Below are 22,539 nucleotides of genomic sequence, written 5' to 3' on the forward strand. Positions count from 1 at the left end.
TTTAAATGAGACCCTACCGGCAAGCAATACTAATGATTTTCTGTCTTATTGCCGCCGGAGCACAGGCTGACATTCGGATTCAGCCCAGCAGTCCGGACTTTCTGATTGCCGAAGATTTTGCCGATGGCATGCTTATTGTGCAGACATTTACCAACCCGCCCCGAATAGACACACTATTCCTTTCAACCGACAATGGTGAAACCTGGGAATGGTTTGGCGCGGGTGAAAGTAGCGACACCCTGCTTACCTATGTGTTCTCTTTTGCCAGTGATGGCGACTCCTCATTTTTCTACGCCCTTTTCGACTGTTCTGATGAACTACCTCACAACCTCTGGTTGGAAATGATAAATCGTATAAGCAGTATTGGCTTTTTCGGTTATATCCAGCCTGATGAAGTCAATGCCCATTACGCATCGGGCTGTACCGACCATTTCCGGTCCGGGCACTGGATTTACATCTGTGTTGTTGACACTAACCCACCAACCCCAGCAATAGCCCTGATGTTTCTCCGAAGCACCGATTACGGCAATGATTGGTTCCCGCTTGTTGACAGTTACCCGATACTGGTCCGTGACCCTCACCTTGCCGCGGGTGCCGGACATCGGATTTACTTTGCCGGGGTCACGGGTAATAGTAACGACACACTAATCATCTGGACCAACTTAGACCGACTGGACCCGGCGCAATGGGTGCGCTACACGATGAGTACGGACGGCGACCGGATTGAAGCCCCGCTTCTTGCGGCATCTTTTAACCCGGTTGACTCGCTGGCAACCGTCTGGTGTGCGTATGCGCGTAACCGCAACAACTCGGGCAACTGGGACATTGAGTGTGTTTACTCTACGGATGGCGGTATCAACTGGAGCGAACCTGTCGCACTTGCCGGAAGCCCCAATTTTGAAGAACGGTACTTTGACTTAAAACCCAACCGCCACTTCAACCGGATGAGGTTGCCATCGCCTATATCGCCAGTCAAGCCGGTGATAACTCCGTTTACCTGCGCCTTGGTACCGCCTCTCAACCCAATGTCTGGACCGAACCGCAAAAAGTCAACGCCCACAACGCTCAGCCGGGCAAAAATGTTAGGCCGCGAATCTGTTACCTTCCTCTGGCGCCAGAGCGTTCACCCGGCGTGGTATATGTCGCAGAAAATGGCAACGGAGTTTACTGGACCACCTACTGCCAGGGCATCGAGGAAAAACCAGCTTACGCCGCTTCGCATCTGAGAGTTGTTCCGACGGTGGGACCGGGACCGTTTCGAATTGTCGGGTTAAAATCTGATGAGACGATGACCGTAACCGACATCTCAGGACGGGTTGTGCGCCGGCTTGTTACTACCGGTAACACCGCTATCTGGGATGGTAGAGACAACAACGGCAATCGGGTCGCACCGGGTGTTTACCTCATCAGAGGCAAAAACCAACGACCGCGGAGCGTAATTTACACCGGAGAAAACGATTAACTAAGGCACACATTCTCTTCGGACTTGCAGGCGCCACACTCCAGTTCAAAGGTCGTATGGGTAATTCCGAACTTTTCCCGCAGGGCGCAGTCCAAGCCCGCGAGCAACGAATGAAATTCGCTTACCCGTCCATCATTCACCACCAGATGCGCCATCAGTGCCCGTTCCTCTTCGCCCAAGGTCCAGATGTGGAGGTCGTGAATTCCCGTGACCACCGGCGAATAGTTCAAAATAAAATCCCGCACCTCCTGAAACTTCAGGTCCCGCGGGGTTGAGTCAATCAGGATACTAACCGACTGCCGGAACACGCGCCAGATGCCAAAAAGTACCAGTACGCTGACCCCGATGGAAAGTAACGGGTCAACAGAAGACCAGCCGGTAAAATGAATCACTATCCCGCCCACGAGCACCGCAACAAATCCAAAAAGGTCGTCAAGGAGATGCCACATCGCCGCCCGGATGTTTAACGAACCGCGATGCCGGGAAAGAACCAAAACCGCGCTACCGTTGACGACGATGCCTAAAACCGCCATTGCCACAAGTAACGAACTTCTCACCGGTTCGGGATGCAACAGCCGCAAAACCGCCTCGCGGATGACAAAAAAGGTGAACACCCCGAGTCCAAGCGCATTGGCAAACGCCACTAAAATCCGTACCTTGCGGTAACCAAAGGTCCGGCGCTGGTTAGGTGGTAAAAGCGCCAGCCGCCAGCCCAGATAAGAAATCGCCAGCGCCACCGCATCACCGGCATCGTGCAGGGCGCTCGCCAGCAGTACCAGCGAATTGGCAAGAAATCCGACGAGCGCCTCAACCAGGGCAAACATCAAGTTCAAAACCAGCGAAATGAGCAAACTCCGCCCCTGCCGGTTTGAACCGTGATTGTGTCCAGCCATCGGTTAATAATAAGAAAAAATCGCCGCCCTGCAAAGGACAGCGACCAAGTTTAAAATCCTTTTTACTCTATAGCCCGCGAATCTTTTCCCGAAAGGTCAGCGCCTCGGTTTCGCTCACCGCAATCCGGTTAATAAAATGGTTTACCTGAGGCTCACGCAGCAGGTAATTGCCATTGACAACCAGCGCCCCGCGCTCTGCCCATTCGTGAATTACCAAATCGTCCCGTTTTAACTCGAGATAGGTGCGAAAGTCGTTGGTCGGTTTCATCGTGTCCGGATTGAGCACAAACGCAACCAGAACAAAAGGGTCCCGTTTCAAACTGAACATTAGTGCCGGTGGATTGCCATTCATTGGTGGAAGAATCTCAAGCCCGGTTATGTTCTCTCCAGTAAGAATCTGCCGGAGGTTAAGTTCCGGTGTAAAACCAAACCGCACCGCAATTATCCCCATCCCGACATTCTGTATCTCGGTGCCCTTTTCTCCGGTCTTTAGCGACCGTACCATCCGAATACGAAATGTCGCGACATCCTGAATCGCTAAAAGTTCCCGGAAGATAATCCAGGTCATTATTGCGGCAAGTCCGTTCTGCCGGTACCGCTCTTTAATACCCGCATCCCAGAGGATTATACCTTTTCCAGGTGGGTCTCGTTCAATTGACACAATGCCAATCTGGTTCTTGTCGTCGTAAAGAGAAACCGTCGCCGAGTGCCGTAAAATCTCGGTTTTGACACCGAGGATTTTGCCGGCAAGACCGCCTTCAAGGATTCGGATAGTCTCGTAATCCAGCCATTCGAACCTTGGCCCTACCTTGGCTGGCTCCCAGTTAAAAGTGGCGGCGCGCCCGCTTAAACGCCGGGTCAACGCTCCACTGTCAACGGTCTTTATTGCCATCTCAAGCCTCCTTAAAAGTTAATCTAACCTACCATCCGGCAACAGAGTCGGGGATTATTCCCCAGAACTGCGCCCAACTAACCATTGAGCACAGCCCCTACACTGCTCTGCGCCTGGACGGGCTTTAACCGGCTATTTTGGGAAATCGCTTAATCAGTTCAGGCTAATGCCAGCATCTTAAACCGATTCCCCTTAACGGGGTTAGCCCTACCGCTTTTATTATAGACTTAAAATCGGTCTCTGTCAACTTTTTTATTGTAAAAGAAAGGGCAGAGCCGGCTGGCTCTGCCCGCAAGTTCATTTTGTTGTCTTTACCGGGAAACCACAATCTGTCCGGTATAAGTTGCCCTGCCCGTGCTTAAGCGGTACAGGTAAACACCAGCCGGAACATCTTTACAGTTCCAGACCGCTTGATGAGTTCCGGGTTCTGCCTTAACTTGTGCCAGGACCGCCACCGGTCGCCCTAAAACATCGTGCACGGTCAGCACGACATCGTGCGACTGATTAAGCGTCCAGTTAATTACCGCTCGATTTCCCGCCGGATTGGGCTTGACAACAACAACCGGTGCGACCCCGGTTTGATGTCGCTCCTTGACACCGGTCAAATCAAATGCGTCAAACCAGAGGTCGGATGGACCAACACCGGCATAAAGCACCGTGGAATAGCTGCTCGCGCCAACCGTTTTCCAGCCCGCGGCGGGTGCAAAGTTGCCCGCATGCCTATGGTCATTGACCTTGATCGGCGTTGCCCAGTTGGTATCACCCCAGCACCAGGTAAACATCAAAGATTCTGAAGGCACAATCGCATAGCAAACCGTTGGCGTTCCATCACGCCAGAGCGGAGCAATGCTCGGCATCACCTCATTGTTGTCGGTGTCCGCGTGTCCGATACCATCATCACCGCCATAGTTCCAGGTGGCGCCGTTGTCGGTCGAATAGTAGTAAAAAACTCCTTCGCCCCTACCATTGACCAGTTCCATATTCCGAACATGAACCAGCCAGACTGTCGGCACGTCTCTTCTTGCCGCTGCCACGCCATCGTAAACCCGAACGAATGGAACACCTACCTGAATAGAAGAGAGCCAGGTCGTACCCCGGTCGGTGCTAATCTTTACCCGGAACGACGCCGAATCAACTGAACTCTGCCGTTTGTCAAGTAGAAAAACAAATATCCGGTTATTGTTGCCACAGCAGATGTCCGGTTTGGGAGGTACCTGGTTGTCCGCAACTTCGCTGTTCCCCGCCTCTGCCCAGTTTACGCCGTAATTGGTTGACCGGTAGGTGTAAACATTATATTGGCCATTGCGTAACTCAAATGTCACATAAAGGTAATAAGGGTTGCCAAAATCCCGGCAGGCAGAAAGGTTCACAATCGTATCGCTGTCCGCCTTAACGGGAAATACCACTCCACCACCTGAGGGCCGAAAACGAGCACAGTAAATATCACCGTTGCCGGCTGAGGTCCGCAGAAACAGAAATACGAAACTGGAGTCGCCTTCCGCGACCACAAGTTCCAGTGAACTCAGCACATTACCGGTATGAGCAACATAGTTCCAGGGTGCCCAGGTATTGCCACCGTCGGTTGAACGATAAATTCGGGCGGTATCACCACTCGACACCACAAAAGCGGCGTACAGGATACCGGTTTGACTCTGGTCATACGCAATCATCCGCTCCGACCTTATCGGAGACGGGCTTCTAAGCGCCCCGGCATAAACCTGAACATCCGGTCCCCAGAGCGGCTGGGCTTCCCCTTCCAATCCACCGTGGTCCACAACTTCTCCGACCTGAGGTGGCTCATAATAGACCGGTAACGCTGGTGTAGGACGATATCCTGCAGGTATGTCACCTTCGGTTACCACTCGGGTTGGCGCAGAAATTTCTGATGAACCGGACGACGCGAACGATGCAATATCATTGTACCGAACGGCACCGACCGCATTCTGGTCTGCCTGTGCCTGGAATCCGATACCGGCTAAAAGTATCAGGCTTGCTATTAAAATTAGCCTCTTCATACTATCTCCTTCTATTTATACTCTCTGACACCTTCCGGTAAGTTCGTCATTTGTTGGTGGTGATTCAAACTGGGAACGGACCGGACCAGCGTCTATGTTAATTTTAATCGAAAACTGTACCTATGTCAAACAACATCACGGTATTCCTCTCCTAACCACTCCTTAACCTCGAAAAACCTGCCGGTTTTCACCTTGCCGCCAGCTATCAACGAAAACCGGATGTCGGAGTTTAAACCACAGGGAAAACCAACCACCCAAGAATTTCCCATACCATTCCCATAACTACCCCGGGGTTGGGTAGGGAAAATTTCCGGAATAATGGCTAACATATTCAATCCAAATACCTTATGTAAAAACCGGCTTTTTCGGGCGTTATACTTTAAAGTATACAGAAACTGAAACCGCATTCTATCCGGTTACTGTTCAGGAATTCGGTTAAGAACCAACAACACAGTTTGACCGGTCTTGCCAATTTTATTGACCGGTTAACCAAAAACGGTACACTTACCGGTAATGGAGGTTAAAATGACCGTATTAGAAGCAATTAACTCACGCCGGGCTTACCGGTCACTGGCACCAATTGAAGTCAATGAAAATTTGATTCGCGACCTGACCCGCAGTGCCCAGCTCGCGCCCACCTGTTTCAACAACCAGCCGGCACGGTTTGTCTTTGTTTACGACCCCAAAACCCTTGAGCAACTCAAACCCGCTTTCAGCAAGGGGAATGAATGGTGCTATGCCGCCTCAATTGTGGTTGCGGTTTTTGCCGAAAAGGAGGCGGACTGCATCATTCACGACCGGGAGTATTACCTGTTTGACACCGGAATGCAGACCGCCTTTCTGATTCTGCGGGCAACCGAACTGGGACTGGTTGCCCATCCGATTGCCGGTTATAGCCCGAAAAAGGTGCGCGAAGTTTTGAACATCCCGGAACGGTTTAACATCATCACCCTGATTCTGATTGGCAAACACGCCGACACCATCAGCCCGGTTCTCTCCGAAAAGCAGGTTGAATGGGAAAAAACCCGGCCTGAACGGCTCCCTCAGGATAAGGTACTTTTTTTTAACCGTTATACCGGAGATTGAGCGATGCGGCGACTGCGCAAGGCACACATCTATGTCGGCATGGTTCTTGCGCCCTTTGTTCTATTAACCGCTCTGACCGGCGTACTGATTCTACTGTTTCAGCGGTTCCACGAACTTTTACACCTGCACGCCTGGTTCCGCTGGGGCGGTGTAGTGATTGGTATCGGGCTGATATTTATGATGCTCTCCGGTGTTATCCTTCGCCTGAAAGAGGTGTTGAGCCGAAAACGAAAAAAGCCGCAGTAACATTAATATGGAACCATCCCGGATTACCCTTGTTGCCATCCTCGCCACCGTTCTCGGGCTTCTGGTCTGCTTTTTTGGGTATCGCCTGCTCCGCTTCACCCTTGTTGTGATTGGCCTGGCGCTGGGCGCCTACTTGGGCAGTATCATAAGTTTAACCCTGAGCATCACCGGACCGGTAACGATAATTGTCATCGTTGTCCTCGCAATTGTCTGTGCCCTGTTGATGTCATTGCTGTTCAAACTGGGCATTTTCCTGCTCGGTGCTGCCGGCACAGTTTTGCTCTGCCGCGCGCTGCTGCCGGCAACCGGTGGCTATCACCTCTTAATCATCGGACTTGCCGGCATTCTCGGTGGCATTCTCGCCCTTTTCATCAGTCGGCCGGTGCTTTGCCTGTTGACCGCATTTATCGGCTCCTACTCCACAATCACCGGCATCTTCGCCCTGCTTAAAGGATATAATTTGCTGAACTGGCGCGGCTCAAGTTCACCGGTGATGGCGCTCTCCTGGATTGGACTCGGCATTCTGGGTTTTCTTGTCCAGATTCTCCCTGCCCGAAAGAGAAAAAAGAACTCCGTGCCGGATAACGAATAACACCAAAGGTTCTTTCCTTATCGGTTTGACTTCAACAACCGGTCCGGTAAAATTTTTTATGCCCGAGGAACCTGTCTCAACCGTTCCGGAAGAGCCCGGCGTGGTCAAAACGGTCAAGGGTGACCGGGCTGAAGTTGAAGTCGTCCCTTCTGACTCCTGCCGGCATTGTGGCGCCGCCCATCTCTGCAACTGGTCCTGCGAGCGCACCCGCACCATCGTTGCCCGGAACCCGATTGGTGCTAAACCCGGAGAGCAAGTCTATATCCAGCATGAAGAAAAAGAACGGCTCCGCTCCAGCCTGTTGATATTCGGTCTGCCCGCCCTGCTGATGATTGCCGGCGTCGTCATCGGCACCACCCTTCTCAACGACCTCGGTGCTGCCGCTCTTGCCGGCATCGGGCTTTTAATCGCCATTGGTATCGTCCGGATTTTCGAACACCGCCGGGCACATTCGGGCACCGGGTTACCGGTAATTACCCGCCGAGCAGTTGAAACTCAAACCACAGGAGGTCAAGATGAAAAAACTTTTGATAAGTCTGCTTGTTGTCCTGAGCACCCTAATGATGGCGCAAGGGGGTGATATGCCCCAATTTAAGAACCCCGAACACAGCAGCGCCCAGTTCTGGAAGGATGTAAAGTTTGTCCCGGACACCCTTTCCGCTGCGGCAAACCGGGGCACCTATCACGGCTGGTTCCGTCAGGACAATATCGATGTGAGCCGACTGGATTCGGGCATAATTCGAGCGCGGGTTGAAGGGAAATGGCAGGAGTTCCAGCTTGTCGTCGTGCCCGAGGGTTTTATCCAGTGGAACTTCAGCCGGCGCCTTGCCCAGTTAGGGAAAATCCGGGAAATGATGAAAAACCAGAGCGGCGATATGCCCGAACTTGCCGGACCGCACAACGGCATCGTTGCCACGCACGGCTTGAAACGCAACGACTCTTACTTCTCCCTGAACAATGCGGTCAAAGGGATGGGCTGGCTCCCGAAAAAGGAAAAACTGCCCGAAATGATTGCCCTGTTGCAGCGCTCCTGGAACGACTCAATGGAACGCAAGATTGCCATCCTTGAAAGCCTGTACCAGCGGGGCGTGGAACTTTTTGACCTGACCAAACAGACTTCGCTCGAACTGTACTCGAACCCCGGGTTCGAAACCCATACCTTTTTAAATCAGATGACCGACCCGGGCGTCGCGATTGTCTTCCTCGACCTGCCCAAATCTTATGAGTTGCGCGCCATCGCCCAGATGCTCCACCCTGAAGACCCGAATCTAACCGAATATGAGAAGCAGGTTGTTGACTATATCAATCTCGTCCACGACTACTTTCACGGCGAATCGCCCCGAAAATCAATCGCCGTGCTCTACCACATCGTGCAGGTGTTTGACAACTCGCCCGGGAGATGGCGCGGTCAACGCGTTGCACCGCCATTCGAAAAGTAAAAACCAACAGCGTGGCTAATTGACAACCTCTCGGCAATAAATATCTTATAATTTAGTGGCAAAAAGCAAGAGTCTACAGTTAGCGGTACCGGGCTTACCGGTTTCGGATGATGAACTGGTGCGCCGGGCACAGCGGGGCAAAACCGAGGCGTTTGAAGAACTGGTCCGGCGCTACGAGCATAAGGTGTACAACATCACCTACCGACTGCTCGGCAATGAAGAGGATGCCACCGAAGCCCTGCAGGACACATTCCTCCGTGCCTACCGTTCCATCTCCCGGTTTAAGTTCAAATCCAGTTTCTACACCTGGCTCTACCGTATCGCCACCAATGTCAGCCTTACCAAACTGCGCCGGCGCAAAACCCAGGAAACCGTTTCCCTTGACGAACCGATAAAAGACACCGACGACCTGAAGTACGACATCCCGGACTCTCGTTCAACTCCCGAACAGGCGTTTGAACAGAAGCGCCTGCGGGAAAGGCTGCAGGAGGCAATCGCTAAGTTGCCCGAAGAGTACCGAACCGTGGTTGTGATGCGCGACCTTGAAGGGTTGAGTAATGAAGAGGTCAGTGCAACGCTGGGAATAACTGTCCCGGCGGTGAAGTCGCGCCTTCATCGCGGCCGAATGGCGCTGCGCGAGCAACTGGCGCGCTATCTCTAAAGGAGCGCTATGAGAAAGAAAAAAACACAAATCTGCGACTGCACCGAACTAAAAGCCTGGGCAGCACTTTATGTTGAAGGCGAGGCACCGGCAACGATTAGACAACACCTCTTGCTCCATATCCAGACCTGCCGCGCCTGTGCCCAGCTGGTCCGCAGCCTGCAACGCACCGTCGATTTCTGTCGCCTCCAGCCCGGTTGTCATATGCCGGCGCAGGCACACGAAAAACTTTGGGACACGCTCAATAAACATCTGAAACGAAAAAAATAACTGCGGCGGAAACTGATGCGGGTTGTTGTTGCAATGTCGGGCGGTGTTGACTCTTCGGTCGCCGCCGCGCTCCTGAAAGAGCAGGGCTACGAAGTAATCGGCATCACGATGCGGCTCTACGACGAAACCCGGGCAGACACTCCTAATTCCAGCTGCTGTGGTTCCGAAGCGATAACCAGCGCCCGGCGTGCCGCGTACATTCTCAACATTCCCTTCTACACCATTGACCTCCGCCCTCAGTTCCAGAAGCAGGTCATTGAACATTTCATCACCGAGTACGCTCAGGGCAGGACACCCAACCCCTGTCTGCGCTGCAACCAGTTGATAAAGTTCGGCGTCCTGCGGGAAAAGGCACGGCACCTTGACGTCCGATTCATCGCCACGGGCCATCACGCCCGGCTAAAAAAAGACCCGCAGGGGTTGTGGCACCTTTACAGAGGGGTTGACAAAAACAAAGACCAGTCTTACTTCCTTTACACCCTGACCCAGGAACAGATGGCAGAACTTTTGCTGCCGATTGGCGAATATACCAAGGAAGAAGTCCGGGAACTTGCCGCCCGTTTCGGCCTTCCCAATGCCCGGCGTCCGGAAAGTCAGGAGATATGTTTTGTGCCCGACAACGACTACGCCGCCTTTTTGAAACAGATTCGTCCGGAAATTTTCCAGCCCGGACCCATCTACGACACAGGCGGGAATCTGCTCGGCGAACATTCCGGTATCGCCCACTTCACTATCGGTCAGCGCAAAGGCTTAAAAATCGCCTTTGGTGAACGCCGTTATGTGGTCAAAATTGACCCAATGCGCAATGCAGTTATCATTGGTTCGGAACAGGATGTGTACCACCGGGTCGTAAACGCCTCAGACGCTTCCTGGACCTCTGGTAAACCACCGGAGAATAAGACCCGGGTCTGGGCAAAAGTTCGTTATCAAGGCACTGGTTCCTGGGCTGAGGTTGAAATTCAGCCCGAAAATCGGGTCCGGGTTGTGTTTGAACAGCCCCAATGGGCACCAACACCTGGTCAGGCGATTGTTTTCTGGCAGAATGACGAGGTGCTGGGCGGGGCAACGATTGAAAGCAGTGAAAAATAAGGAGGTCTAATGAATTTAATCATCAGCCTGCTCTTGGGTATGACCGTTTCCGCAAAAATTGACACGGTTATCGTCTATTCCAATCAGGTGGTGGTTGTGCGCACCGCTTCGGTCACCCTGAACGGCTCTACCGAAATCACTCTACCTGGTCTGCCCGGCGCCCTTGATAACAACTCGGTCCGGGTGCGGGCACCAGGGTTACGCATCGGTGAGGTGCAAATAAAGCCGGGTTATCTTGCCGAACCAACTCCGGAGGTCAAAAGGCTGGAGAACCGGGTGCGGGCGCTGGAAGACAGTTTAAGAATTCTGGAGGATGAAGCGGCGGTGCTCAAGGCAAAGGAGGATTTTCTTAATTCAATAAAACTTGGTACGCCCGAAATCATCGCGCGTGAACTGCGCGAGGGTAAGGTTGCGCCGGAGTCGTGGCGCGGTGCCCTGAACTTTGTTGCAGAGGAGTTAACGAAAGTAAAAATCCGTGCCATTACCCTTTCCCGGGAGCAAACCGAGACAAGAAAACGGCTTGATGCGGCGCGGCAGGAGCTAACTGATGCCCGTGCCCTGATTGAGAACCGTAAACTGTTGCGGTTTGTTGCCGAAGGCGAACCCGGTTCTTACCGGCTTGTTATCGCCTATTCATTACCCCGGGCAGCAAACTGGCAACCCTATTACGAACTGCGGGCAAAACCGGGTACCGACCAGGTTGAGGCTAACTACTTTGCCCGACTCAGCCAGCGTACCGGCGAAGACTGGGAAGATGTCAAAATTATCCTCTCCACCGCAACACCAAGCCGTGAACTCCAGCCCCCGCAACCTTATCCCTGGTACCTCTGGTTGATTGAAGAAACTCCACCGCGCGCGGTCCGTGCTGAAGCAGGATATGCCTCGGAATCTGCTGCTCCAGAAGACGCCCTGAAAGCGGCACCCGCACCCGGTGGCGAAGAGATATCGACGGTGGAAACTGGCGTGTCCATCCAGTATGTTATTCCCGGTCGGGTGAACCTGAAGTCCGGGGAGCAGGCAAAAAAACTGCCCTTGAAACAGATTACCCTGCCTGCCCGTTTTGAGTACTACACCCTGCCCCGTGCCTCGGAAAAGGCGTTTCTCACCGCGCAACTCGCCAACACCTCTGACCTCATTCTGCTCAGCGGTGAAGCCAGCACCTATGTCGGTGACGAGTACACCGGCACAACCGCCATCGCTACGGTCGCACCCCAAGAGTCGCTCGAACTCGGCTTTGGTATTGACGAACGCATCAAGGTGAAACGGGAACTGGTCAAAACCTTCAAGACCCGCACCGGATTTTTGAACAAAACCGAACGGCTCCAGTTTATCTATCGCACCACTGTTGAAAATTACAACCCGAAACCGATTAAAATCAAAATTGTGGAACAGGTTCCGGTCTCCCAGCAGAAGGAGATTAAAGTTACCATCACCCGGCTGGAACCAAAACCGAGCGAGCAGGATGAAGCGCAGGGTACATTAACCTACACCACCGAAATCCCGTCGGGCAACAAATTTGAAATCAACCTTGAGTACAATGTTGAATACCCTGCAGGGAAAAGGGTAAACGGGTTGTATTAGTCCGGTTGATGGTCACGGTAATTGGTGCCGGTTTGGCAGGCTGCGAAGCGGCACTCCAGTGTCGCCGTCTTGGTGTTCTGGTCCGGCTCTACGAAATGCGCCCCCTGGTAATGACACCGGCGCATCAGACCGGTGATGTTGCCGAACTGGTCTGCTCTAACTCTCTGAAGTCCGAAGAGACAACCAATGCCCACGGCTTGCTCAAAGCCGAGTTGAAAATCTACGGTTCATTTCTCTTTGAGTGTGCGGAAAGGACACGGGTGCCGGGCGGTAAGGCGCTCGTTGTTGACCGGAAAAAGTTCTCCCTTGAAGTGGAAAAAGCGCTGCAACAGGCGGGAGTTGAACTAATCCGTCACGAACTCGCGGTGCCACCAGAAACCCCCACCATCATCGCAGCCGGTCCGCTTGCTTCACCCGCAATAACCCAGTTTCTCAGCGAATTCCTTGGTGCCCAGCAACTGTTCTTCTACGATGCGATTGCGCCCATCGTCGCTGCCGAATCGTTGAACTTCGAAAAAATGTTTGCCGCATCCCGCTATGGCAAAGGCGACGACTACCTAAACTGCCCCTTAACCGAACCGGAGTACAACCGTCTGGTAGAAGAACTTGCCCGCGGTGAACTGTACCCGGCGCACGACTTTGACCGGGTCCCCTTCTTTGAAGGTTGCCTGCCCATCGAAGAACTTGCCCGGCGCGACCGGCTTGCCCTTGCCTTTGGTCCCTTAAAACCGGTTGGACTCATCGACCCCCGTACCGGCAAAATGCCCTTTGCGGTTGTCCAGTTGCGCAAAGAAAACCAGGTGGGCACAATGTTTAACCTTGTCGGATTTCAGACCCGACTGAAACGCGGCGAACAGGAGCGTATCTTCCGCCTTATCCCGGGATTGGAACGCGCCCAGTTTCTCCGCTACGGCAGCATCCACCGCAACACCTTCTTAAACAGTCCCGAACTACTTTTACCCACCCTCCAGACGAAAAAAAGACCAGACCTTTTTATCGCCGGTCAACTCACCGGTGTTGAAGGCTATGTTGAATCAATCGCCACCGGCTTTTTAGCCGGCATCAATGCCGCGCGCCTTATTCAGAACAAACCTCCTCTTGTTTTACCCGAAACCACCGTCCTCGGTGCGCTCCTGAAATACATCACCACTCCCAACCCGGATTTCCAGCCAATGAACGCCAACTTTGGCATCCTGCCCCCCATTAACACCAGTGCCCGGGGCTTAAAAAGGCGCACCCTTCTTGCCCAGCGCGCCCTGAATGCAGCACACGCCTGGGCGAAAAAACATTTTGACATTGACGCTTAAAGGAGTAAAATTTAATATTAATGGCGCGACAGCCGGAAAAAACCCTCCTTGTTATTAAACCCGATGCGGTTAAAAAGGGGCACATCGGCGCGATTATCTCCCGCCTGGAACAGGCGGAATTTAAGATTACCGGAATGGTGATGAAACAACTGAGCCGCGCCGAAGCCGAAGGGTTTTATGCCATCCACCGCGGCAAAGACTTTTTTGCCGGACTCGTGGAGTTCATTACCTCGGGACCGGTGGTAGCGCTTTTGATTGAAGGTGAATGCTGTCAACAGCGCCTCCGGGAATTTGTCGGTGCTACCGACCCGGCACAGGCAAAACCAGGAACCATCCGCGCCGAGTTTGGTACTTCGGTCCGGATGAATGCGGTCCACGCCTCCAATCCCGAAGAAGATGTCAACCGGGAGATAAATTTTTTCTTCCCGGACCAAAACCAAAACCCCAGGTAAAAGGAGAGAGAATGAAGAAGAACTTGTCAGGTTGCAAGATGCTCCAATTTTGGGGGCTTCTAATGTTTTTGCCGGTTGTACTGTTCGCCGGCACAATAACCCAGACTATAGAGTTCAATGCCGGAGACCTCTATATCACCGAAGCGAACGGTTATGATGTTGTTCAGATACCGAGATTCGCCTCGACCGCGGAACCGGGTAAACCGTCACTGCCCATCGCCCCGTTCAATGTTGTTGTACCGGCTAACGCCTCGGTGACGGCGGTTCGGGTCGTTCCCGAACAGGTACTGGAACTGCCCGGTGTTTACCGCGTTCATCCTGCCCAGCCACCGGTCCCGCTTTCGGCAAAGAACCCGCTTGCATTTGTTCCGCCCGACCCGGTTGTTTACTCAACACCGGCGAACTATCCCGAAGCCGATTACGAATGGAACGGCTACACCGGCACAATGATGGGCTGGCGGGTGTGCCCTTTTGCGGTCTATCCTATGCATTGGAACCCTGTTACCGGCAAACTCACGCTTTACCGCCGGGTAAAGGTCTATGTCGATTACGAAGCGGGTGCAGTAACACCACCGACCTTAACCGAACGGCAGATTGAGCATTTTGCGCCGGCGGTGGCAAGTGTTGTTGTCAACCCTGAAGCGGTCAAGCGGTTTGCCCCGCCTCAACGGTTGCGCGACAATATGGACTGCGACTACTGCATCATCACCAGTTCCTCCCTGGCTCCAAATTTCCAGAGTTTTGCCGAATGGCGCACCAAAAAGGGCTACTACACCCGAATTTTCAAAACCGACTCCATCAACAGTGTTTATCCCGGACGGGACCTGCAGGAAAAAATCCGCAATTTTATCATTGACTACTGGCAGAACCACGGCTTAATCCAGGTTCTCTTAGCCGGTGATAACTCAATTGTTCCGGCACGCCGCGGTTATGTTAATGTTTCTGGCACTGCTGACTACATCCCGGCTGATGTTTACTACGCCGACCTGCAGTGGTCCTGGGACGGCAACCGCAACAACATCTTCGGTGAAGTCGGCGGTGATACGGTCGACCTGTTTTACGACCTGTTCATCGGTCGTGCTTCGGTGGACAATGCCACCCAGGTCACCACTTTTGTCAATAAAACCCTCTACTACGAAAAAACCCCGACCACCGACTACCTGCAAAAGATGCTTTTGCCCTATGTGGAACTGTGGACCGGCTACTCGGGCAGAATCGTGTCCGACACCATCGCCGCCAAAACACCCTCCGGCTGGGCTGACCGTTACATCGCAAACCCAACCAGCACCACCCCGATGCGTGACTCGATCAACGCCGGTTTTCACTTCTGTCATGTTGCGGCTCACGGCGATGACTACGGCTTCTACACCCAATCCGGCACACCCATCTACACCACCACCGTTGCCCGTAACCAGACGAACTCCACCCGACCGGTGATATTGAACTCAATCGCCTGTATCTCCGGCAACTTTGAAGCCTCAGACTGCCTCGCCGAAGAACTGGTCAACAACGCCAATGGCGGCGCGGTCGCAACCATTATGAACTCCCGCTATGGCTGGGGCACACCGCCGTCAATGGGTCCTTCGGAGAAACTGGACTGTATGTTTTACGACTACTACTTTTTGGGCGACACGGTCGAAATCGGCCGCAACCACTGCTCGAGCAAAGGGGTTTACGGCTATATGGCGCAGAGTCAACCGCTCTGGCGCTGGTGCTACTATGAGTTAAACCTGTTCGGTGACCCGGCGCTACCAATGTGGAACGGCGTTCCCAGCACAATGGCCGTCCAGAACCAGGACACCACCACCACCGGCGCCCAGACTTTCCAGGTCACGGTAACCAGCGGTGGCAACCCGGTTGTCGGCGCTCTGGTCTGCCTCTACAAACCGGGTGAACTCCACGAAGTTGGCCGCACCGACGGTTCCGGCGTTGCCCGCGTTACGATTAACCCTATCACCCCGGGCACAATGTATCTGACCATCACCCGCAAGCAGTTTCTGCCGGTGGAAAAGACGGTCACGGTCATTTCCGGTGCCCCCCAACCCTACATCTCAATTCTGCGCACCTATGTTGACGACGGTGCCAATAACCAGCTGGACCCGGGTGAAACCGCCGACCTCTATGTCACCTTAAAAAATCTCGGCAACGCCAGTGCAACCAATGTCAACGGTACGCTCCGCACCGCTTCGGCTTACATCACCCGGATTGACTCAACCAGCGCCTATGGCAACCTGAATTCCGGTGACACGGCGCGCGGCGACCGGTACCGCTTGAGCGCCAGCGCCTCTACCCCACCCGGCACTCAAATCTCCTTCACCCTTCACATCACCAGCAGCGAAGGCACCTGGGACCAGCCTTTCACCCTAACTGTGGGCACACCACAGCAACCCGGCGCCGTTACCCTTGACCATGACACCGGCTACTGTCGACTTACCGTCACCGCCCTCGGCTCAATCGGCTTCACCGAACCACCTTCTGCCGACCCGGGCTCGGGATTCTCTTATCCCAAGAGTTCCGCCTCCAGCCTTTACTACGCCAGTTTCCTTCTGGGTAACAGCACCAGTTACATCGCTGACCGGTTTTATGGCCAGCCCGCATCCAGTTACAACACCGACTTCCGGATTGTTGACTCCCTGCGGCCAGTAACGCCTCCTCAAGCCGGCGCTGAGCAGTTCCGGGCGGTCATCAGTGATGCAGGCCACACCACCCCGAAAAATATCCGGGTAACTCAGAACTCCTATATGGATGCGAGAAGCGGCTACGACGACTTCGTCGTTCTGGTTTACGACATCCAGAACCAGGGTTCCAGTGCGGTGAACGGGCTTTATGCCGGTATCATTGCCGACTTTGATGTTGGTTCCAATTCCGCCTCCAATACCGTAACCTCGAACGAAACTAAACGGTTCTCCTTTATGCGCTCCTCGTCCAGTGCCAACCCCTGTGTCGGGGTTAAAATTCTTGCCCCGCAATCTTTTGCCAACCTGTGCGCCATTGACCACGCCCGCTATGTCTATCCCGACTCCGCAATGACCGAAGGGATGAAGCTCCGCATCCTTAACGGTACAATCAATCAACGCAACTCGAACCGGGCTTATGACTGGTCGGTTGGTGTTTCGGTAGGTCCGTTTGACCTGAACCCGGGAAGCAGTTATCGGGTCGCGTTTGCCTTTGTCGGTGGCTCTTCTGAGGCGAACTTCGAGGCGAACGCTGACAGCGCCCAGAACTGGTTTGACAACAATGTCGGCATTGCGGACGAAGAAGGAACCCAGCCGGGAAGGAATATCCCTAATATCATCTGTCAGCCCAACCCCTTCTCCCATTCGGTCGCAATCCGCTACCATCTCACTCGAACCGGAAGAGTCCAGGCAGAAGTTTTTGACATCAGCGGCCGGACTGTTGCCACCCTTTTTGACCAGGTTGTGGAACCCGGTGAAATAAGACTCAACTGGGATGCCAGTCAGGTGGCAAATGGTGTTTACATCCTGCGGTTAACTTCACCCGATGGATGGAAAACTCAGAAACTGATTGTCAAACGGTAAAAGAGCGTCAAACGCAATGCGGCGTCCGAAATGGACGCCGCATTTTTTTATCCCACTTCGAACTCTTACCTGACAACTATCAGTTTGTCCAGATGGCTTAACCGGGAAGTCCGGACAAAGTAAACCCCGGGCTCAAGCGCCGAAGGCAATGTTGTGCCCTGCGGTCCAACCCTGAGCACCGCAACCACCCTGCCGGAACGGTCGTAGAGCGATACCGGCACCGGTTTTTCGGGCGCGGGCACAAAATAAACATTCATCCCCGCCCTCACACAACTGGGCACCAGGCGCTGGACAACCGTTTTATTACGCTTTTCTTCGCTCACCCCGACTGTAGGTTTTTGATAAAGACCGGTCCGCGCCATATCAAATTGATAAGTAGGCCATTCCCATGCCATTCGATTGAAAGGTACACCGGTCTCCCAGACTGTAACCGCCATCGTTGTGGCATTGTCGTAGGAAACCGTAACGATGTCCAGCGAGTCGTCACCATCAACATCGGCAACCGTCGCACCATTTAGATAAGTCCAGCCATAAGTCCGCAAAGGAAAGCCGGCAACCGGTGTGCCATCGTGATGAACCGCATAAAGATAACCTGAGGTGTCGGCACTGGTCATCAGGTTGCTGGTAAACAAAACCTCCATATCACCATCGCCATCAACATCCGCCACCGTGATATTCCCCTCTGCCGCATCACCACCCGCTTGGACAACCGGAAACCCGTTCAAAACCGAACCGTCGTCATCAAACCCGTACAAAACCGCTGCGGCACCGCCCATAATCCCGGAAAGCCCGCACAGCACCTTCAAATCGTCATTCCGATAAAGGTCGGCAACCGTGGGCGGACAATAGGTCCAGCGGGGAAAAGCGTAGGGCCAGCCGTTAACCTGCGTCCCATCGTGACGGAATACCGCGGTCCCGGAAGAACTGCCATGATAGGCAATGACGATTTCGAGGGTATCATCATTGTCAATATCCGCCAGTGCCGGTGATTGATAGGAAAAAGAACCACCGTTCGGATTTGTCAAGGGCCAGCCCGGCAAAAGGGTACCGTCGGGGTGCAAGACATAGAGCGCATTGTACGAGGCGTAGACAATCTCCGGTTCACCATCAAGGTTGATATCGCCGACCGCAGCACCGAGCGCCGGCACATGGCTCAGAGAACAGGGCCAGGCACCAGGTTGCTCAACCCCGTTATGACGCAACACATGGAGATGGCCAATGGGCCAGTCGCGCTCACCGACGATGATTTCGAGCGTATCGTCGCCATCGATATCGGCAAGGGTCGGGCTGTCGGCAAAGTTTCCATTTACCAGTCCGGTAAAGGGCCAGCCGCTTTTGACCGTTCCGTTCTCCGCAAACACATAGACCGCACCACCCGAAGTCATTCCCCGGGTGCAGATGGCGATTTCGTATTCGCCGTCGCGGTCAATATCACCCACCGCCGCCGCATACTGTCCCATCCCGGAAAAAGTTCTGGGCCAGCCCGGATAGTAACTGCCATCAGCGCGCCAAACATGAAGCTGACCGGCGGGCGATGGCATAATCACCTCAAGGCTTCCGTCACCGTCAAAGTCGGCAAGGGCAGCACCTCTACAGGGTGAAAATGTACTGTTACTTTGCACCTTCTTGGGCCAGCCGGGCATAATCCGAATCTCATCGCTGCCTGCTACAGGTTCGGATATCATAACCTCCTGCCAGGTTGCCATCCCTGGTAAGGTGGCTTCTGGCCCGGTCATTTCAATCCGCCACGCTGGTGTTGTGGCGATAACGGTCAGCAAGAAAAATATCTGCATTACTCCTCCTTTTCAATCTCGATACCTTCTATTACCAGTTCATCGCCGCCGGTGATTTCGCCCCCGGCATTACAGGAGCACATCTCCTCAACTGCGGAAAAAACCCTGCCACATTTCGGACAACGGATTTGTAAGGGGGTACGCTGAAACTCCAGCACTGCGCCGGCAGCGAGTGTACCATCTTTCATCTGGTCAAAGTAAAACTGAACACACTCCGGCACAACCGAAGATTTTTCGCCAATCAACAGTTTAATCCGGGTTATCCGGCTCGCACCCTGTCGCCTGCCTTCGGCAAGCGCCTCGTTTAGCAAACTTCGGGTGATGGCAAACTCATGCATTCTACTGCAACTGGCGCAACAGCTGTTCGGCATTGAAGTCGCTGGGATGCCGGCGCAGCCAGTCTGATAGCAAAGCCCGGGCTTTGTCAACGCTGTGCATATCCTCAACATAGAACCGGTACAGGAGTTGAACCAGTTGCCACTCATTCGGTGCCAGCGCCAGCGCCTGGAGGTACATCTTTTCCGCCTCCGGGTAGTTGCCCATCGCCTGGCTGATGAAACCGCGCTGGAGGAACAGTTCCAGTCGCAGTCGTGGCTCATCACCCGCGTATCTTTGTGCCGAGTCAATCGCCGTCAGCGCAACCTCATACTGACGATTGAGCGCTGCATAGCGGGATAAATGGTAAAACAGCAGCATCTTCTGGGTCGGTTCCAGTTCAAACTTAAGCGCGGGCATAAGCGCCTGCTGCGCCGCCTGATTGTCCCCAGCCCGGGCATAGGCGTTGGCAAGCAGAAGGTGGCTATGGGCATAGGTCGTAAACAACCCGCGGGTATTTTCGTCCTTTTCCACCCTCGGGTCGAGCATCGACTTCAACTTAAACTTCTCGGTCAAAAGTACCCGGGTACGCAGTGTATCAACCATCTCCTCATCCGGTATCGAACTGCGTTCCGCCACAACCCGGCGCACCAAACCTTCCAGCCGGAGATAAGGCTCACAATCAACCGTATTGTCCGGTGATACCGTTGTCGCAAAGTAAACCGGGCTCTTGGGATTGTAACCCGGACCAAACACCTTCGCCATAAACTGCTCAGAAGGAGCTTCGTAGTCTTCGGGCCATTTCAGTTTTATGCCCCCGGCGGTCGCGATGATATTGCGAATCATTATGTCCTTCAGCAGGACGGTGCGGTTGTTTCGGGCAACATAACCCAGGGGTAGCCGCTCAATCTCCTCTTCGGTAAAGGAAATCGGTGCGCCCCACCTTTTAAGTTGTTTGCAAAACCACGGCGTATTCAACAGCGAAAGGTTGGCAACCGCCACATTCTTTCCGAAATTGGGGTCGTTGTTTGCCACGAGCGACGGCACGGTTTGCATAAACCACAAAGGGAAGGTGTCGTTGTCACCATTGGTAAACAGTACCGCCTTCTCCCCTTCACAGCAGACCAGCATATTGTAACCGTACTCCGCCGGTATCCAGTTGTGACGCCGTGTTACCCCTTTGTAATTCAGGAACATCGGCACAAACCCGAAACCCAAAACCAGTCCCGCAATCACCGGCATCGGCACCGCTACCCGTCGGGTTTTAAGTTCCTGGTCAACCCACTTCATAAAGGCGTAAACCCCGGTGCCGATAAAAATCGTGTAAAACACAAACGAAAAGGCAAAAAAGTAGTCCCGTTCGCGCACCTCCCGGAACCTCAATTCCGGTCGCGGGTCTGAAGGTGAAAACTTCAGATTCAAATAGGTCAAAAGTCCGATTGATGCCACAATAAAGGCAACAAAGATTAAGGCAAACGACTTTTTGTCCCGTTTAAACTGGTGCCACATTCCCCAGAGTCCAAGGAGCGGCGGTATCAACCCTAATATCCCCTGCCAGCCCAGACGGAGAAAGATGCGCGGGATGTTTGTAATCAAAACATCAAGGTACCTTTCGTTACCCCACTGCCAGAGAAAGTAGCGGATGTAGAAGGCGACCTGCTCAATATAGGCGCGGAGCAGCCCGAACGCCGGATTCTGATTCCGGCGCCAATCATCCTCGGTGTAGAACTGGGTCTTGCGCGGCAAAAGCCGCATCGGGTCGTACTGCTCCCGCTTCAAAACCGAGACAAAGTCGCGCCAGCGGGTCGGCTCAACTTCGTTGATGCTCGGGTAGTGCCGGGCGCGAATCAGCATAATGAACTGAACCGTGCCAGCAAGGAGTACCAGCCCGAGCAAAAGCCCAACATAACGGGGTTGCAATTTCTTTTTGGTATGCAGCCAGTACAGATAGCCGGCAAAAGCGACAACAAAGGCAACAAGCAGCGCCGGTGACTTAACCCAGCGCTCAATCAGGGCAACGGTGGGCGATGCTAGGAAGAGCACGACATCGTCCATAATCTTCTGTCCGGCACCAATCCAGGCAACCAGGAAAACCAGTGCCAAAAGCCCCAGCCCATAGATGAGCGACACATTGCGCTCTGAACGCTCCATTATCCGAATCGCATAGTAGGTGCCCACCAGCATCAAAGGAACCACGATGAAGGTGCCCGCAGACAGACCCAGTTCATTGACGGTCAGAATCAAAAGATAACCAACCGCAAACTCAATGAACCGCAGATGAATCACCGCCTGGCGGTCAACTAACAGCGCAAACACCAGCACCGCAAACACGACAAGCATCGGCGTGAAATGGATTCCGGTCGCAACAAAAAGGAGAAAGATGGCAGCAAGAATCTGACGGTTGTCACCGGTTTTGTTCTCCCTGCCCTCGCGCCAGACCAGCGCCATATAAAGCACCGAGAGGGCAATGACCACGCAGGGACCGTAAACTTCGGCTTCAACACAGTTGTCCCAGTAGGAGTAGCCAAAACCGCACATCAAAGCGGCAAATATCCCGGCGATGTGGGGCAGATACCAGCGCCGGTTCTTCTCCTCAGCGCTGTGCTGGGAAAGCAACCGGACAACAATCAAATAGAGTAACCCGCACGAGAAGGCGCCAAACAGAGTCGGTATCAAATTCACCCGGAAGGCGATTTCCTTGCCAATGGGCAAAAGGGTGAAAATCCTTCCCAGCATCACAAAAAGCGGTGTGCCTGGTGGATGGGGAATACCGGCGATATAAGAAACCGCAATCAGTTCCGCACAGTCCCAGAACGATGCGGTTGGCGCCACGCTGTAAAGGTAAACCGCCAGGACGGTCAGAAAAATCGCAACAAAGAAAATCAGTCGCCATCGTGATTCATTCAT

Annotated in this window: 21 protein-coding genes; 14 read left to right on the forward strand and 7 right to left on the reverse strand. The window is 53.6% G+C overall.

Features of this window, described 5'->3' with window-relative positions; translation table 11 throughout:
• The first annotated feature begins 5 nt into the window (after positions 1–5).
• Complete coding sequence (locus HPY86_07895; GenBank protein ID NPV14833.1) at positions 6–1,226, forward strand: hypothetical protein; 1,221 nt, start codon at positions 6–8, stop codon at positions 1,224–1,226.
• A gap of 14 nt (positions 1,227–1,240) precedes the next feature.
• Positions 1,241–1,462 carry a hypothetical protein gene (locus HPY86_07900; protein NPV14834.1) on the forward strand — a complete coding sequence of 74 codons (222 nt, stop codon included), beginning with the start codon at positions 1,241–1,243 and terminating at the stop codon, positions 1,460–1,462.
• Here the strand turns inward: HPY86_07900 and HPY86_07905 are convergent.
• The 4 genes from HPY86_07905 to HPY86_07920 form a co-directional block, all read right to left on the reverse strand.
• Positions 1,459–2,355 (reverse strand): cation transporter, encoded by an 897-nt coding sequence (locus HPY86_07905; protein NPV14835.1) that lies wholly within the window; start codon positions 2,353–2,355, stop codon positions 1,459–1,461. The genes HPY86_07900 and HPY86_07905 overlap by 4 nt on opposite strands.
• Positions 2,356–2,422: 67 nt before the next feature.
• The gene (locus HPY86_07910) at positions 2,423–3,247 is read right to left on the reverse strand and encodes a hypothetical protein (GenBank protein ID NPV14836.1); all 825 of its coding nucleotides are present in this window, start codon (positions 3,245–3,247) and stop codon (positions 2,423–2,425) included.
• Positions 3,248–3,558: 311 nt separating this feature from the next.
• On the reverse strand, positions 3,559–5,262 hold the full coding sequence (locus HPY86_07915; protein NPV14837.1) for a T9SS type A sorting domain-containing protein: 1,704 nt from the start codon (positions 5,260–5,262) through the stop codon (positions 3,559–3,561).
• Between the two features lie 125 nt (positions 5,263–5,387).
• Positions 5,388–5,591 (reverse strand): hypothetical protein, encoded by a 204-nt coding sequence (locus HPY86_07920; protein ID NPV14838.1) that lies wholly within the window; start codon positions 5,589–5,591, stop codon positions 5,388–5,390.
• 196 nt (positions 5,592–5,787) lie between these two features.
• Here HPY86_07920 and HPY86_07925 point away from each other — a divergent pair, with 196 nt between their 5' ends.
• The 12 genes from HPY86_07925 to HPY86_07980 are packed head-to-tail and all read left to right on the forward strand — an operon-like array spanning position 5,788 to position 17,524.
• Entirely contained in the window at positions 5,788–6,348 is a 561-nt protein-coding gene (locus tag HPY86_07925; protein ID NPV14839.1) for a nitroreductase family protein, read from the forward strand.
• Between the two features lie 3 nt (positions 6,349–6,351).
• The gene (locus HPY86_07930) at positions 6,352–6,594 is read left to right on the forward strand and encodes a hypothetical protein (protein ID NPV14840.1); all 243 of its coding nucleotides are present in this window, start codon (positions 6,352–6,354) and stop codon (positions 6,592–6,594) included.
• Between the two features lie 7 nt (positions 6,595–6,601).
• Positions 6,602–7,186 carry a DUF4203 domain-containing protein gene (locus HPY86_07935; protein ID NPV14841.1) on the forward strand — a complete coding sequence of 195 codons (585 nt, stop codon included), beginning with the start codon at positions 6,602–6,604 and terminating at the stop codon, positions 7,184–7,186.
• 58 nt (positions 7,187–7,244) lie between these two features.
• Positions 7,245–7,766 carry a SoxR reducing system RseC family protein gene (locus HPY86_07940; protein NPV14842.1) on the forward strand — a complete coding sequence of 174 codons (522 nt, stop codon included), beginning with the start codon at positions 7,245–7,247 and terminating at the stop codon, positions 7,764–7,766.
• Positions 7,702–8,625: a hypothetical protein gene (locus tag HPY86_07945; GenBank protein ID NPV14843.1), complete on the forward strand. Its 924-nt coding sequence runs from the start codon at positions 7,702–7,704 to the stop codon at positions 8,623–8,625. Before HPY86_07940 ends, HPY86_07945 begins: the two co-directional genes overlap by 65 nt.
• A 55-nt stretch (positions 8,626–8,680) precedes the next feature.
• Positions 8,681–9,286 (forward strand): sigma-70 family RNA polymerase sigma factor, encoded by a 606-nt coding sequence (locus HPY86_07950; GenBank protein NPV14844.1) that lies wholly within the window; start codon positions 8,681–8,683, stop codon positions 9,284–9,286.
• Between the two features lie 9 nt (positions 9,287–9,295).
• Complete coding sequence (locus HPY86_07955; protein NPV14845.1) at positions 9,296–9,556, forward strand: hypothetical protein; 261 nt, start codon at positions 9,296–9,298, stop codon at positions 9,554–9,556.
• Between the two features lie 15 nt (positions 9,557–9,571).
• On the forward strand, positions 9,572–10,645 hold the full coding sequence (gene mnmA / locus HPY86_07960; protein ID NPV14846.1) for a tRNA 2-thiouridine(34) synthase MnmA: 1,074 nt from the start codon (positions 9,572–9,574) through the stop codon (positions 10,643–10,645).
• 9 nt (positions 10,646–10,654) lie between these two features.
• Positions 10,655–12,226, forward strand: coding sequence for a DUF4139 domain-containing protein (locus tag HPY86_07965; GenBank protein NPV14847.1), 1,572 nt, complete (start codon positions 10,655–10,657; stop codon positions 12,224–12,226).
• An 8-nt stretch (positions 12,227–12,234) separates the two neighbouring features.
• Positions 12,235–13,533, forward strand: a complete 1,299-nt coding sequence (gene trmFO / locus HPY86_07970; protein ID NPV14848.1) for a methylenetetrahydrofolate--tRNA-(uracil(54)-C(5))-methyltransferase (FADH(2)-oxidizing) TrmFO — start codon at positions 12,235–12,237, stop codon at positions 13,531–13,533.
• Between the two features lie 20 nt (positions 13,534–13,553).
• Positions 13,554–13,985 carry a nucleoside-diphosphate kinase gene (gene ndk / locus HPY86_07975; protein ID NPV14849.1) on the forward strand — a complete coding sequence of 144 codons (432 nt, stop codon included), beginning with the start codon at positions 13,554–13,556 and terminating at the stop codon, positions 13,983–13,985.
• Between the two features lie 11 nt (positions 13,986–13,996).
• Positions 13,997–17,524, forward strand: a complete 3,528-nt coding sequence (locus HPY86_07980) for a T9SS type A sorting domain-containing protein (GenBank protein ID NPV14850.1) — start codon at positions 13,997–13,999, stop codon at positions 17,522–17,524.
• Between the two features lie 65 nt (positions 17,525–17,589).
• Here the strand turns inward: HPY86_07980 and HPY86_07985 are convergent, their stop codons facing one another.
• The 3 genes from HPY86_07985 to HPY86_07995 are packed head-to-tail and all read right to left on the reverse strand — an operon-like array spanning position 17,590 to position 22,539.
• Complete coding sequence (locus tag HPY86_07985; protein ID NPV14851.1) at positions 17,590–19,317, reverse strand: T9SS type A sorting domain-containing protein; 1,728 nt, start codon at positions 19,315–19,317, stop codon at positions 17,590–17,592.
• Positions 19,317–19,655 (reverse strand): hydrogenase maturation nickel metallochaperone HypA, encoded by a 339-nt coding sequence (locus HPY86_07990; GenBank protein ID NPV14852.1) that lies wholly within the window; start codon positions 19,653–19,655, stop codon positions 19,317–19,319. Before HPY86_07990 ends, HPY86_07985 begins: the two co-directional genes overlap by 1 nt.
• Before the next feature lies 1 nt (position 19,656).
• The gene (locus HPY86_07995; protein ID NPV14853.1) at positions 19,657–22,539 is read right to left on the reverse strand and encodes a DUF2723 domain-containing protein; all 2,883 of its coding nucleotides are present in this window, start codon (positions 22,537–22,539) and stop codon (positions 19,657–19,659) included.

The organism is candidate division WOR-3 bacterium (genome assembly GCA_013177935.1).
Lineage (GTDB): Bacteria > Hydrothermota > Tepidihabitantia > Tepidihabitantales > Tepidihabitantaceae > Tepidihabitans.